13 protein-coding genes and 1 pseudogene are annotated in these 12,227 nt (G+C 69.6%); 13 read left to right on the top strand and 1 reads right to left on the bottom strand.

Features of this window, described 5'->3' with window-relative positions; genetic code table 11:
• Positions 1–13 precede the first annotated feature (13 nt).
• Positions 14–613 (top strand): TetR/AcrR family transcriptional regulator, encoded by a 600-nt coding sequence (locus tag ACIP9H_RS15970; protein ID WP_401592170.1) that lies wholly within the window; start codon positions 14–16, stop codon positions 611–613.
• 52 nt (positions 614–665) lie between these two features.
• On the top strand, positions 666–1,376 hold the full coding sequence (locus ACIP9H_RS15965; protein WP_401592172.1) for a class I SAM-dependent DNA methyltransferase: 711 nt from the start codon (positions 666–668) through the stop codon (positions 1,374–1,376).
• Positions 1,377–1,388: 12 nt separating this feature from the next.
• On the opposite strand, the pseudogene ACIP9H_RS15960 reads toward ACIP9H_RS15965, so the two are convergent.
• Positions 1,389–1,610, bottom strand: a pseudogene (locus ACIP9H_RS15960) (response regulator transcription factor); the annotation flags it as partial.
• Positions 1,611–1,642: 32 nt separating this feature from the next.
• Between ACIP9H_RS15960 and ACIP9H_RS15955 the strand changes: the two are divergent.
• The 11 genes from ACIP9H_RS15955 (at position 1,643) to ACIP9H_RS15905 (ending at position 12,187) form a co-directional block, all read left to right on the top strand.
• Complete coding sequence (locus ACIP9H_RS15955) at positions 1,643–2,275, top strand: hypothetical protein (protein WP_401959463.1); 633 nt, start codon at positions 1,643–1,645, stop codon at positions 2,273–2,275.
• A 712-nt stretch (positions 2,276–2,987) separates the two neighbouring features.
• The gene (locus ACIP9H_RS15950; protein WP_401592176.1) at positions 2,988–3,764 is read left to right on the top strand and encodes an HpcH/HpaI aldolase/citrate lyase family protein; all 777 of its coding nucleotides are present in this window, start codon (positions 2,988–2,990) and stop codon (positions 3,762–3,764) included.
• Complete coding sequence (locus ACIP9H_RS15945; RefSeq protein ID WP_401592178.1) at positions 3,761–4,492, top strand: CoA transferase subunit A; 732 nt, start codon at positions 3,761–3,763, stop codon at positions 4,490–4,492. The genes ACIP9H_RS15950 and ACIP9H_RS15945 overlap by 4 nt, the downstream gene beginning before the upstream one ends.
• Positions 4,489–5,148: a 3-oxoacid CoA-transferase subunit B gene (locus ACIP9H_RS15940; RefSeq protein WP_401592180.1), complete on the top strand. Its 660-nt coding sequence runs from the start codon at positions 4,489–4,491 to the stop codon at positions 5,146–5,148. Before ACIP9H_RS15945 ends, ACIP9H_RS15940 begins: the two co-directional genes overlap by 4 nt.
• A complete protein-coding gene (locus ACIP9H_RS15935) occupies positions 5,145–6,299 on the top strand; it encodes a thiolase domain-containing protein (protein ID WP_401592182.1) in 1,155 nt (384 codons plus the stop codon). The genes ACIP9H_RS15940 and ACIP9H_RS15935 overlap by 4 nt, the downstream gene beginning before the upstream one ends.
• Positions 6,296–6,688, top strand: coding sequence for a Zn-ribbon domain-containing OB-fold protein (locus ACIP9H_RS15930; protein ID WP_401592184.1), 393 nt, complete (start codon positions 6,296–6,298; stop codon positions 6,686–6,688). Before ACIP9H_RS15935 ends, ACIP9H_RS15930 begins: the two co-directional genes overlap by 4 nt.
• A complete protein-coding gene (locus ACIP9H_RS15925; protein WP_401592186.1) occupies positions 6,685–7,596 on the top strand; it encodes a hypothetical protein in 912 nt (303 codons plus the stop codon). Before ACIP9H_RS15930 ends, ACIP9H_RS15925 begins: the two co-directional genes overlap by 4 nt.
• Positions 7,597–7,643: 47 nt before the next feature.
• Entirely contained in the window at positions 7,644–8,999 is a 1,356-nt protein-coding gene (locus ACIP9H_RS15920; RefSeq protein WP_401592188.1) for an MFS transporter, read from the top strand.
• Between the two features lie 21 nt (positions 9,000–9,020).
• Positions 9,021–10,235, top strand: coding sequence for an MFS transporter (locus ACIP9H_RS15915; protein ID WP_401592190.1), 1,215 nt, complete (start codon positions 9,021–9,023; stop codon positions 10,233–10,235).
• On the top strand, positions 10,201–11,199 hold the full coding sequence (locus ACIP9H_RS15910) for a cyclase family protein (RefSeq protein WP_401592192.1): 999 nt from the start codon (positions 10,201–10,203) through the stop codon (positions 11,197–11,199). Before ACIP9H_RS15915 ends, ACIP9H_RS15910 begins: the two co-directional genes overlap by 35 nt.
• A 43-nt stretch (positions 11,200–11,242) precedes the next feature.
• Positions 11,243–12,187, top strand: a complete 945-nt coding sequence (locus ACIP9H_RS15905; RefSeq protein ID WP_401592194.1) for a DUF6282 family protein — start codon at positions 11,243–11,245, stop codon at positions 12,185–12,187.
• The last annotated feature ends 40 nt before the right edge of the window (positions 12,188–12,227 follow it).

Here is a 12,227-nt window from a genome sequence, read left to right as displayed (position 1 = left end):
TTACGGTGGCGGCATGGCTGGACGGCGGCAGTTCGATGAGCAGCACACCCTTGGCCGGATCCTGGACGTCTTCTGGCACCAGGGCTACGGCGCGACCTCCATGCAGGACCTGGCGAACGCCACCGGTGTGCAGCGCGGTTCGCTCTACAACGCGTACCAGGACAAGGAATCACTGTTCCTGCGCGTCTTCGCGGACTACGCGGACGCCTTCTTCGCCGAGGCCCGCACCGCCTTGGACCAGCCGGACGCGCGGCGGGCGCTGGAGGACTTCTTCGACTTCACCATCGCGTCGATGACGCGCGGCACCCCCGCCCGCGGCTGCCTGTCCACCAAGACCGCGACCGACACCCAGGCCGACGCGGAGCCCATCCGCGCGGCGATCCGGGGCCTGCTCGACCGCCTGGAGGACGTCATGACCGAGCGGCTGTCCCGGCCGGACGCGGCCGGCCGGCTCGCGGTCCCGCCCGCGGAAGCGTCCCGCGTCCTGATCACCATGACCCGCGGCACCGTCGTGATGGAACGCGTCTACCAGGACCCCGAGCGGCTCCGGGCCACCGCCCGCTCCATGGTCGCCATGCTCTTCGCCGGGGGCAGGGAACCCGCGACCGTCTGACGTCGCGTCAAGCAGTCGCGGGTCCCGGGCCCAACGGCTCTACCCTGGAGCGGTGTTCTCACCCGAAGGGCCCTCGCTGCGCGAGCTGGCCGTGCAGGCCCTGTCCTCCGTCGAGCACGGTTACGACCTGCTCGCCCCGAGGTTCGACCACACGCCGTTCCGCACCCCGGACCGCATCCTCGACGCGACCGCCAAGGCCCTGCGCCCGTACGGTCCTTTCGGGGACGGACTGGACGTGTGCTGCGGCACGGGAGCGGGCCTGCGCGTCCTCCGGCCGCTGTGCCGGGGCCGGGTCGCGGGAGTGGACTTCAGCGCCGGCATGCTCGCCGAGGCGCGCCGTGCCCACCCGGACGGGGAATGGATCCGTGCCGACGCGCGGAACCCGCACTTCGCCGCGGAGTTCGACCTGGCCGTCAGCTTCGGCGCCTTCGGGCACTTCCTGGCCAAGGAGCGCCCCGGCCTCTTCGCGGGGGTGCACCGCGCCCTGCGGCCCGGAGGGCTCTTCGCGTTCCCGGTCTTCGCCCCTCCGCGCATCGCCTCGCGGGGCTACTGGGTGCCCGCCGGTTTCGACGCGGCGATGCGGATACGGAACGCGATATGGCGGCCGCGCTTCGTCATGTACTACCGCACGTTCCCGCTCCGGGCGGTGCGCGCGGAGCTGACCGCGGCGGGCTTCACCGTCCGCACCGCCGTGCTGCCCGACTTCGGCCGCCGCCCGGACGGCGCCCCCAACTCCCGCCTGGTCCTGGCCCGCAGGTCGTGACGGCGGCGCACCTCAGTGGTGCGGTTCCCGCGGGCGCACCACGCCCGCCTCGTAGGCGAGGACTACGGCCTGCACGCGGTCCCGTACGCGCAGCTTGGCGAAGATGCGGTTGACGTGCGTCTTCACAGTCGCCTCGCCGAGGAAGAGCTCGCCGGCGATCTCCGGGTTGGACAGGCCGTGGGCCATGAGCCGCAGCACCTCGGACTCCCGGGCGGTCAGGTCGGCCAGGCCCGGGACGGCGACCGGCGGCTTCCTGCGCCGGCGTCGTGTACGGCGCGGCGAACGCCCTGTACTGGGTGACGTTCCCCGACGAGGTGAAGGAGGCCGCCGAGAACGTCACCGCCGCCGCCTCCAACCTCGCGGCGTGGCGCGCCGAGACCGTCCTGTTCGCCCTCGCCCACCTGCTGCTCCTGCCCGCGCCGGCCGGCCTGATCGTGGCGGTCGGCCGGCGCAAGCGTCTTGTCGCCACCATAGGAGGCGCCTTCGCCGTCCCGGCCCTCTACTTCTCCACCGTCCACCTGTGGCAGTACAACGCCTTCTACGGCCCGCTCGCCGCGGACGGCGTGTCCCTGGACACGGTGCGGCCCGTCGCCCACGCCCTGGAGAGCGATCCGTTCGTGGCGGCGTCCTTCGCGATCTGGATCCTCGGCTTCATGATCGGCGTCCTCGTCCTCGCCTACGGCGCCTGGCGGGCCCGCCTGGTGCCGCTGTGGGTGCCGCTCGCCCTGACCGGCGGCCAGGTCCTCGACTTCGTCACCAGCGACGTGGCGCCCAAGATCGTGGTGAGCCTGCTCATGGCCGCCGGCCTGATCGGCCTGGCCCTGGGGACCGGCCTGCGCGGCGCACGGCCCGGAGCCCCGGAGACGCCGGCGGAGACGTCTGCGGCCGTGGCGGCCTGACAGGGCATCAGAACAAGAGGGCGTGCGGAGATGTCCCCCCGGAGAGTTCCGGGGGGACATCTCCGCACGGGGTCGTCCGGGACGGCGCTTGATCGGGAGTGGCTCTGAAAGGACTCCTGCACGCGGCCCAAGGGTGCGGGGCATCGGGTGGTGCGGGGGAGTGGTTGTCGGCGGTGTCGGGCCGAGGGCGGCATGGGCGCCGAAGCTTGTGCGAACGCCGCGGAGGCGCTGCTGGCTTGCCCGCGTCGGTCTCGGCCTGCCGCACCCAATTGCGCAGCGCGGTCTCGCCCAGGGCGGCGATCACGGGTCCGTCCAAGCGGATCAAGCCCGCGGTGACCTGCGCCGATATTTCCGCACCGAGATCGATGGCATGGGTGGTGCGCCGTTCGTGGCCCGCTGCCGTCGGCCACTACCGGGCTTCCTGCTCCGGGTTCGTCATGTCCGCTGGGCGCCCGCGCCTGCGTGTCCCGTTGCGGGCGGCGTTGCCGAACCGGGGCGACCAGGGCTTACGACGTGGATACGGGAAGCCGACCGGGCGCTGGTGGCGGGTCATTGACCGGCGCAAGGCGCTGGATCGTCGGCAACTGGCAACCAATTGGATCCCGTTCCACCCCCTTGCCCGGTCGGGCGATCGATGTAATGCTGCGTATCGCGAACAGCCTGTTCGCATAATGAACCGCTCTGGTGCTGTCCATCAACGGAGATCGTGATCATGTTCCAGCAGCTGTTGAAGTCGGCCGGGCCGCCCGTGGTCGGCACGTTCGTGAAGATTCCCTCTTTGGAGATCGCCGAGATCATCGCGGCGGCGGGCTTCGAATTCGTCGTGATCGACACCGAGCACGCCCTGCTCTCGGTGCGCGACGTGTACTCCCTGGTCGTGCTCTACTCCCGGATGAACGTCGCGCCGCTGGTAAGGATCACTGACCACGGCTACGGCGATGCACAGCGATACCTCGACGCGGGAGCTGCCGGGATTCTCGTGCCGCATGTCTCCAACGCCGCGCAGGCCGAGTCGACCATGAAGCAGTTCCTGTTCCCTCCGGCCGGCACGCGCGGGATGGGACTGGCCGCGCGGGCGGGGTTGTGGGGCAGCATCAGCGGCGGGTCGGCCGAGTACGTTCGCGCCGGCCAGGAGGACATCGCGCGCATCGCGATGATCGAGGAGCGGGAGTCGGTCGAGGACATCGAGGCGATCCTCGCCGTGCCTGGTGTGGATGCCGTGTTCATCGGGCCCGGGGACCTCTCGCTCAGCCTGGGGGTGCCTGGCGGCTCACCGGACGTCCACGAGGCCGTGACGACATCGATCCGGGCCGCGGTCCGTGCCGGTGTCCCGGTCGGCACGGTGGTTCAGGGCGGGGAGCAGATCCACCTGCGCGCCGAGCAGGGCTGCCGGTTCATCCTGGTCGGCAACGACACTGGGATGATCTCCGAAGCGGCCCGGCGGACGCTGTCGCAGGCTCGCGAGGCCCTGCCGGCGGCCGTCCGATGATCGACAAGATCCGGCCGGGTGCCGCGGACTCCCTGGCCGGAGTCCGTAGCGGAATGTCCATCGCCATCGGCGGGTTCGGCCAGACCGGGGTGCCGGTCGACCTGATCGACGGGCTGTGCGACAGCGACGTGCGCGAGTTGCACATCATCGCCAACAACGGCGGCCGTGGCCTGCCGGGCGAGCGCGGGATCGGCAGGCTGCTGAAGGAGAACCGGGTCCGCAGGTTCTCCTGCTCCTTCCCCGTCAACCCCGACTTCTTCCAGCGGTACTTCGCGGGCGACGTCGAGATCGAACTCGTGCCGCAGGGCACGTTGGCCGAACGGCTGCGCGCCGGAGGTTCGGGCCTCGGCGGGTTCTACACCCCGACCGCTGCCGGGACGATGCTCGCCAACGGAGGATTCGTGGTCCGTTACGGCGACGGCGGCGTGGCTCACGAGACCATGGCGGAGAAGGAAGTCCGCGTGATCGACGGCCGCCCGTATGTGTTCGAGTCGCCGTTGCGACCGGATTTCGCCTTGGTGAAAGCACATCGGGCCGACCGGTACGGCAACCTCCGGTTCCGGCTCGGCGCCCGCAACTTCAACCCGCTGGCCGCGATGGCCGCCCGCACCACGATCGTGCAGGCCGACCGCGTCGAACGCGCCGGATCCCTTCCGCCCGATGACATCCACTTGCCGGGTCCGTTCGTGGACCACGTCGTGGAAACCGCAGGGGAGCCGGTCCGATGACCAGCGCACAGCTGAGCTTGACCAGGGCGCAGATGGCCCGCCGGGTGGCGGACGACCTCGTGGACGGCTGGTGCGTGAACGTGGGCATCGGTGTGCCGCTGCTCCTGCCGGAACAGGCAACACCCGGCAAGGAGATCGTCTACCACTGTGAGCACGGCCTGCTGGGCGTCGGCCCGGCCCCGCTGGGTGAGCCGGACCCGGATGTCACCGACGCGGGCAAGAACCCTGTCACCCTGCTCGAGGGCGCCGCCTCCATCGACTCGTCGCTCTCCTTCGCCCTTGCCAGGGGCGGCCGACTGGACCTGTGCGTGCTGGGCGCGCTCCAGGTCGGTGAGGCCGGGGACCTGGCGAACTGGCTTGTCCCCGGCGGCAATCCCGGGGTGGGCGGTGCGATGGATCTGGTTGCGGGCGCCCGCCGCGTCTGGGTGATGATGACCCACGTCGACAAGCAGGGAAACCCCAAGCTGCTCAAGCGCTGCAGCTTCCCTCTCACGGGCCCCGGTGTGGTGGATCGCGTCTACACCGACCTGGCCGTGTTCGAGTTCGTCGATGGCGTGCTGACGTTGCGCGAGTGCGCTCCCGGCGTCACCCCGGATCACGTCGCCGCGCTGACCGAGGCGGCCTACACCGTCGATCTGCGAGGAGAATCCCCATGACCAGGCAGGTGTCCGCGCGCATCGCCGGTGCCTTCGAGCATCCCTTGCGCAAGATTCCCGACCGCACCGTGCCCCAGGTGACGGCTGAGGTCGCCTACGGCGCGCTCGCCGACGCCGGGCTCGGCCCGGCGGATGTCGACGGGTTCTTCTGCTCGGAAGTACCCGGGCTCGGCTCGATCGCGATGGCCGACTACCTCGGCCTGACCGATCTGTCCTATGTGGACGTCACGGAAGGCGGCGGGGCGTCCTATCCCATGCACGTGGGACATGCTGCTGCCGCCGTGGCGGCCGGCAAGTGCCGTGTGGCGCTGGTCGCGATGGCCGGGCTTCCGCTGAACGGAGGAGGAACCACCGGCGGTGCCCGCGGCCCCGAGCACCCGTACGAGGCCGGCTACGGCGTCACGGTGCCCGCGGGATACGCCCTGGCGGCACGGCGGCACATGCACGAATACGGCACCACCTCCGAACAGCTCGCGGAGATCAAGGTCGCGGCAGCGCACCACGCGCAGTACAACCCCAACGCGCTGTTGCGCAACCCGGTCACGATCGAGGATGTCGTCAACTCGCCGATGATCTCGGACCCGTTGCACCGGCTGGACAGCTGCGTCACCACCGACGGCGGCGGGGCACTGGTCATCGTGTCGGAGGAGATCGCCCGCACGCTCCCGCGGCGCACGGTCAAGGTGCTGGGGCACGGGGAGACGGTGAAGCACAGTGCCACCGGCCGGATCGACCTCACCCGCACGGGCGCCGCGGTCTCCGGGCCACGCGCGTTCGCCGAGGCAGGACTGACGCCACAAGACGTCGACTACGTGTCGATCTACGACTCTTTCACCATCACCGTGCTGATGAGCCTGGAGGACCTCGGCTTCTGCGAGAAGGGCAAGGGCGGGGCCTTCGTCACCGGCGGCACCCTGCGCGCAGACGGCCGGCTGCCGTTCAACACCGACGGCGGCGGCCTGTGCAACAACCACCCCGATTCCCGCGGCGGCATGATCCGCACCATCGAGGCCGTCCGCCAGTTGCGCGGTGAGGCGGCGCCGGAGGTTCAAGTCCCGGACTGCAGGATCGGGCTGGTCCAGGGCCACGGCGGCAACCTCGGCTTCCGTACCGCCGCCGCCACCCTGCTACTCGGAGCGGAGGACGCATGATCCCGCACGACCAGGTCCTCACCCGCCTGGAGGAACGTCTGGCCGACGATCGGCTGGAACTTCCCCGCTGCACCGACTGCGGCACTCTGGTCTGGTACCCGCGTCCCCGCTGCCCGCACTGCATGTCGGACAGCCTCATCTGGGAGGCGCTTTCCGGTAACGGCACCGTCCACTCCTACACCGTCAATCACCGCGGTCAGGGCGAGTACGCGGGGAGAGCCCCCTTCGTCATCGCCTACGTCGAACTGGCGGAAGGCCCTCGCGTCCTGTCGCACGTGGACGCCGAGCCGGACTCGTTGCGCGTCGGCATGCCCGTGCGGCTGAGCCGTGGGCTGGACCTGGAAGGACGCCTGCACCTGCGTTTCGAACGTGCCGAGGAGAACTCGTGACCTACACCAAGGACGACCTTCGCGCCGCGCTGTCCGCGAAGACACCCAAGCAGTCGGGCGACGCCATTGCCGCGCCGCAGTTCCTCGACTTCTCCATCACCGCGCCCAGCGCCGTCACCGGGGCGGGCAGTCGGCAGTGGATCGTCCGGGGGCAGAATTTCGTGCTGATCCACACTCAGCCGGAGTCCGGCGACACCATCTTCTCGGCCGAGCTGGCATCCGAACAGGTCGTGCTGCTGATCGACGGGAACAGCGCCATCCGCGGAACCGGATCCGGCGAGCAGCACACGGTCACCGGCCCCGCGCTGGTCGTCGTCCCGCCCGGCTCCAGCGAGATCGTCAGCACAGGCGCCGGCCCGATCGTGCAACTCATCCAGTCCGACGAGGCGGAGTGGGCGAAACGGGCGGCCAACGCCGATCGGTACGCCGAGCCGCACCCACGAGTCGCACCGCTGGAGCCATGGCCGGAGCCGGTCGGGGGCTACCGCTGGCGGACCTACCTCATGGCCGACGTTCCGGAGGACCCCAAGCGTTTCGGCCGGCTCTTCCGGACCCGCGCTTTCATGGTCGGGTTCTTCAAGCCGGGCAACGGTCCCCGTGATCCGCACCGGCTCTCGCCGCACACGCACGACGACTTCGAACAATGCAGCCTGGTCGTCGCGGGTACCTACGTCCACCACATCCAGACGCCGTGGGGCCCCGACGCCACCTCCTGGCGGCCGGAGGACCATGCCCGCGTCGGCAGCCCCTCTGTGGCCATCATTCCGCCGCCCACGGTGCACACCTCGCAGGCCATCGGATCGGGTGTGAACCACCTGATCGACATCTTCTCGGGCCCACGCCACGACTTCTCCGCCCAGCCCGGCTGGGTACTCAACGCCGACGAGTACCCGGCCCCGGGCAACTGACCCACTCCGCCATACGCCGTGCCTTCAGCGCCGAAGGGACCTCAGCCATGTCCTCCATCACCGAAGTCAGTGCCAGACCCAGCGACTCCGACCTACGGGCCCGCAGACGGCGGGCGATCACCAGTGCCTGGGCGGGTTTCGCCGTCGACTCCTACTCCATCTACGTGGCATCGACGTCCCTGCTGCCCGCGATGGTCTACTTCCAGTCCAGCCTCTCGCCCAGCCAACTGTCGGTGTTCGTCGGCATGACCTTTGCCGCGACCCTGATCGGCCGCCCCGTCGGCGCCCTGCTGTTCGGCCACTTCGCCGACCAGATCGGCCGGCGAAGAGTCGGGTCGGTCACCATCTACGGGTTCGGCACGATCTCCCTGCTCATCGCACTCCTGCCGGGCGCCGAACAGGTCGGCGCCACACTGGCCACGACGCTGCTGATCGGGCTGCGGTTCATCGAAGGCATCTTCCTCGGCGGGGAGTACACCGCTGCCACGCCGATGGCCCTGGAGTACGCACCCCAGGGACGTAGGGGATTCACCGGCGCGCTCGTCCAGTGCTCAGCCAGCGGCGGCCCGTTCTTCGTGGCCGGTCTCACGACCATCGTCCTGCTGTTCGCGCCGAACGCCGGGCTGCACTCGCCGTACGTCCAGTGGGGATGGCGGATCCCGTTCCTCATCGGCGCCCTGCTGTCCTATGCGGTCGCCTGGTTCCTGCGGCGCAGGGTCGAGGACTCGGACGTCTACAAGGAGACGTCGCACTCCAAGTCTCCCTTGCGCGACATGCTCAAGGGGTCGTCCGGCCGGGCGTTCCTCCAGTCGTACGCCATCATGACCGGCGTCTTCTTCGCGGTGAACATGCTCGGCAGCGTCATGCCGCAGTTGCTTCTGTCCAACAAGGGTTACACCGCCTCCGACCTCGCCCACACCCAGCTCGTCAACGCGTGGCCGGGCATGGCGACCTACCTCTTCTACGGTTGGCTGAGCGACCGGATCGGCCGCAAGCGGGCGCTCTACATCGCCGCGACCACCACCGTCCTGCTGACGCCGGTCACGTTCACCCTGATGGGCAGCGGGAACGTGCACGGCTGGGTCCAACTGACCATCCTGGCCGCGCTGACCAACGTGTTCACCGTCGGCTCGCTCGGTGTGCTCCCCGCCTACATCAACGAACGCTTCGCCACCGCGGTCCGGTCGTCGGGCTGGGGTGTCGCCTACAGCACCGCGGTCGTCATCCCCGCGTTCTTCTCCTACTACCAGCTGTGGCTGGCTCATCTCGTGCCCTTCCACTACACCGCAGGAATCCTCTCGGCGTTCGGCGGGGTGATCATCCTGCTGGCCGTCACAGTCGGACCGGAGACACGCGGGGTCGACCTGAACACGGTGGGCGAACGGGCCGGCGCCAAGGCATGACACTCCGCACGAAGGCCAGGTATGCGCCCGGACAGGAAAGCCACGCCCGTCGCCGTCGCTGTCTTCGTCCTGCAGACCGCCGGCAGCGGTGTCGCGGTCTACGGCATCCCGATCTACATCGCGGCGTTCCTCCGCTCGGGCACAGTGAGCGCGGCGGAGCTGTCCATAGGGAGCACCGGCTTCTTCGTGGTGGGCGCACTCACGGGGCCGCTGTTCGCCCGCCTGGGACAGCGCAGCCCGAACCTGGTGATGCTGGGCGCGGTACTGGGCGGGACGACGGCCATCACAGCGATGGCCGTCCGTCCCACCGGAATCGTCGTCATCGCGGCGTTCACGACGCTGGGCGCGATCTTCAGCGGCGGAATCGTGGTGGTGGGGACCATCGTGCTGGTACGGGTCTTCAACGGCAGACCCACAGCCGGAATGGCACTGGCGACCTCCGGCTCCTCGGCCGGCGGCATCCTGGTCTCACCAGTGCTGGCCCTCCTGCTGACCACCCAGGCGGCAGCCACCCGATCGTTCCTGTTGATCGCGGCGGGCTTCCTTGTGGTCAGCTGCGGCGCACTGGCCCTCAGCACCTGGGCGACAGCGGCACGGCCGACACCGACGCGTATGCCTGTCCTGCCGGCCAGGTCGGTTCCGCTGCTCCATCACTGGCCATTGGTTGTGGCGTTCAGCCTGATCAGCGCCTCGCAGCTGGGCGCGACCACCTACATCGTGGCCACCGGGCTGTCCCGGGACTTCACCGGCGCGCGCCTGGCGGTCGCCGTCGCGACGGGGGCAGCGGTCGCGTCACGGTGGGTCGGCAGCGCCGGTATCCGCCGGCTGGGCCTGCACCGATGGACGATGACCAGCTTCTGCGCACAAGCCGTCGGGGTCGCCCTGGTCGGGTTGGCACCGTACGGCTGGGTCCTGTTCCTCGGAGCCGCACTGATCGGACAGAGCCTGGGCAACACCATCCTGATCCGATCACAGGTGATCGTGGAGCTGTTCGGGATCGACGACTTCCCCAGGAAGTTCGCCCAGTTCCAGACGTGGACCAGCCTGGGGTCCGCGGCCGGACCGCTGGTCCTCGGCCAGATCTACTCGACCACGCAGGACTACGTCCTCGCCTATCTCACCTTGTCCGTACTCAACGCGGTCGCCGTGCCGTTCCTGCTGCCGTGGATACGCACCTCACGCCCCCGACCCGGGAGAACCAATGAACTCCACCCCCGCGACCGTTCCACGGTATGACGAGTTGCTGCGCCGCACCGACGCCCCACCGGGTTCCTCGTGGAACGTGTTCGGCCCGGGCGACCAGCTCGGCACGCTGAACTTCCTCACACCGCGGACCGCCCTCGCCGGCGCCGCACTCGTCGAGCGGGGCCGGGTGTTCAACCTGGACTACCCACTGAACGCGTTCGTGCCCAGCCTGACCGGCACGCGGCCGCCGACCGCTCACCACATCTTCTCCAACAACCCGCACCACCGGGACGACTGGCTGGACTCGTTCTACCTCCAGTCCACCTCCCAAGTGGACGGCCTCCGGCACATCCGCCACCCCCGCTACGGCTTCTACGGCGGCGTCGAGGAGTCCGACATCGACGTGGGCACACCCTCCTTGGGTATCCAGCTCCTCGCCGAGAAGGGCATCGTGGGCCGGGGCGTCCTGCTCGACGCCGTGCGCTGGTTCGACAGCATCGGCGAACCCCTGGCGCCCGACGCGCCGCAGGGCATCACACCGTCCGACCTCGACGCGATGGCCCGGCACTTCGGGGTCGGGTTCCGCCCGGGCGACATCCTGCTGCTCCACACCGGATGGGCCCGGCACTGGCTGAACTCCACACCGGAGCAGCGTGCGGCCCGCACCGGCAGCCCGGGCCTGCACCAGTCGGAGGAGATGCTCGCGTGGCTGTGGGACCACCAGATCTCCCTTGCCGCGTCGGACAACGGCGGCCTGGAGTCCTTTCCGGTCGATGCCGGTTCCGGCTGGGTCGACCCGGAAGAACCGCCGCCCCCGCGCGGCCCTTCCCACAACGGCATGATGCACCGCCCGCTCATCGCGCTGCTCGGGCTGATCATCGGCGAACTGTGGAAGCTCGACGAGCTGGCCGAGGACTGCGCCGAGGACGGCGTGTACGAGTTCCTGCTGACGGCCAAGCCACTCAATCTGCGGGGCGGGGTCGGCTCACCGCCCAACGCGATGGCCGTCAAGTAGCCCGAACCGACCACAAACCTGACCACGAGACGAGGACGAACCCATGACGCAGACCGCGAACGCACTGTGGGACCCGATGCTGGACGCCGACCGGCTGCACGCCGACCCCGAGGTGGACGCGTTGCTCACCGGCGCCGTCGACCTGCACACCCACCCCGCCCCCAGCCCGTTCCCCCGTCGGATGTCCATCATGGACGCTGCGGCCGACGCCGCATCCCTCGGATTCCGCGCCCTGGTGGCCAAATCCCACCACCACAGCATGCAGACCGACATCCTCGCGTTGGAACAGGCCGGGTTGCGGGACATTCCCGTCAAGGTCTACGGGGGTATCGCGCTCAACAACACCGTCGGCGGGCTCAATCCGTACGCCGTCGAACTGGCCCTGCGCATGGGCGGCAAGGTCGTGTGGTTCCCGACCATCGCCTCGCGGGCACACCTGGACTTCCATGCGCACAACCACAGTGGATTCCCGATCGCGGGCGTGCCGCTGCGGGAGAACGAGCCGATCAGTGTGCTCGACGAGTCCGGCAAGCTCAACGCCGCCACCCGCGACATCCTCGACGTGATCGCCGCCGAGTCCGCCATCCTCAACTGCGGGCACCTGCCGGCCGCCGAGATCGACGTGCTGATCCCGGGCGCGCTCGAAGCGGGCGTCACAAGGATCGTGATCAGCCACCCCGACTTCGTCCTCGGCGCCTCCCCCTCGAGCATTGCCGACTGGTGCCGCGCTGGTGCTTTTGTCGAGCACTGCCTGGCGATGCTGGTCGGCCGGGACCCGAAGGACAAGCCGTTCGACCGGATCACGGAGTTCTACCGGGCAGCCGGCCCCGGCCGGACGATCCTCTCCTCCGACCTCGGGCAGAAAGGCAACCCCTTGCCGGTCACCGCGTACCGCAGGATGGTCCGGGTGCTCTTGGACGAGGGTGTGGCAGCGGCCGACATCACGTTGATGACCGGGGAGAACGCAGCCGGACTCCTGTCCATTTGAACCCCGTGCCGGGCGCTCGGTAGAGTTCGTTGCACGTGAA

Origin of the sequence: Streptomyces sp. NPDC088732 (assembly GCF_044751205.1) — a bacterium.
Lineage (GTDB): Bacteria > Actinomycetota > Actinomycetes > Streptomycetales > Streptomycetaceae > Actinacidiphila.
The sequence above is the reverse complement of the archived record's forward strand: the minus strand, read 5'-3'. Positions and strand labels throughout refer to the sequence as shown.

Excerpts from the sequence above, each read along its gene's own strand:
- ACIP9H_RS15970 (WP_401592170.1), top strand. The coding sequence starts at position 14 with ATGGCTGGACGGCGGCAGTTCGATGAGCAGCACACCCTTGGCCGGATC.
- ACIP9H_RS15950 (WP_401592176.1), top strand. The coding sequence starts at position 2,988 with ATGTTCCAGCAGCTGTTGAAGTCGGCCGGGCCGCCCGTGGTCGGCACG.
- ACIP9H_RS15945 (WP_401592178.1), top strand. The coding sequence starts at position 3,761 with ATGATCGACAAGATCCGGCCGGGTGCCGCGGACTCCCTGGCCGGAGTC.
- ACIP9H_RS15940 (WP_401592180.1), top strand. The coding sequence starts at position 4,489 with ATGACCAGCGCACAGCTGAGCTTGACCAGGGCGCAGATGGCCCGCCGG.
- ACIP9H_RS15935 (WP_401592182.1), top strand. The coding sequence starts at position 5,145 with ATGACCAGGCAGGTGTCCGCGCGCATCGCCGGTGCCTTCGAGCATCCC.
- ACIP9H_RS15930 (WP_401592184.1), top strand. The coding sequence starts at position 6,296 with ATGATCCCGCACGACCAGGTCCTCACCCGCCTGGAGGAACGTCTGGCC.
- ACIP9H_RS15920 (WP_401592188.1), top strand. The coding sequence starts at position 7,644 with ATGTCCTCCATCACCGAAGTCAGTGCCAGACCCAGCGACTCCGACCTA.
- ACIP9H_RS15915 (WP_401592190.1), top strand. The coding sequence starts at position 9,021 with ATGCGCCCGGACAGGAAAGCCACGCCCGTCGCCGTCGCTGTCTTCGTC.
- ACIP9H_RS15910 (WP_401592192.1), top strand. The coding sequence starts at position 10,201 with ATGAACTCCACCCCCGCGACCGTTCCACGGTATGACGAGTTGCTGCGC.
- ACIP9H_RS15905 (WP_401592194.1), top strand. The coding sequence starts at position 11,243 with ATGACGCAGACCGCGAACGCACTGTGGGACCCGATGCTGGACGCCGAC.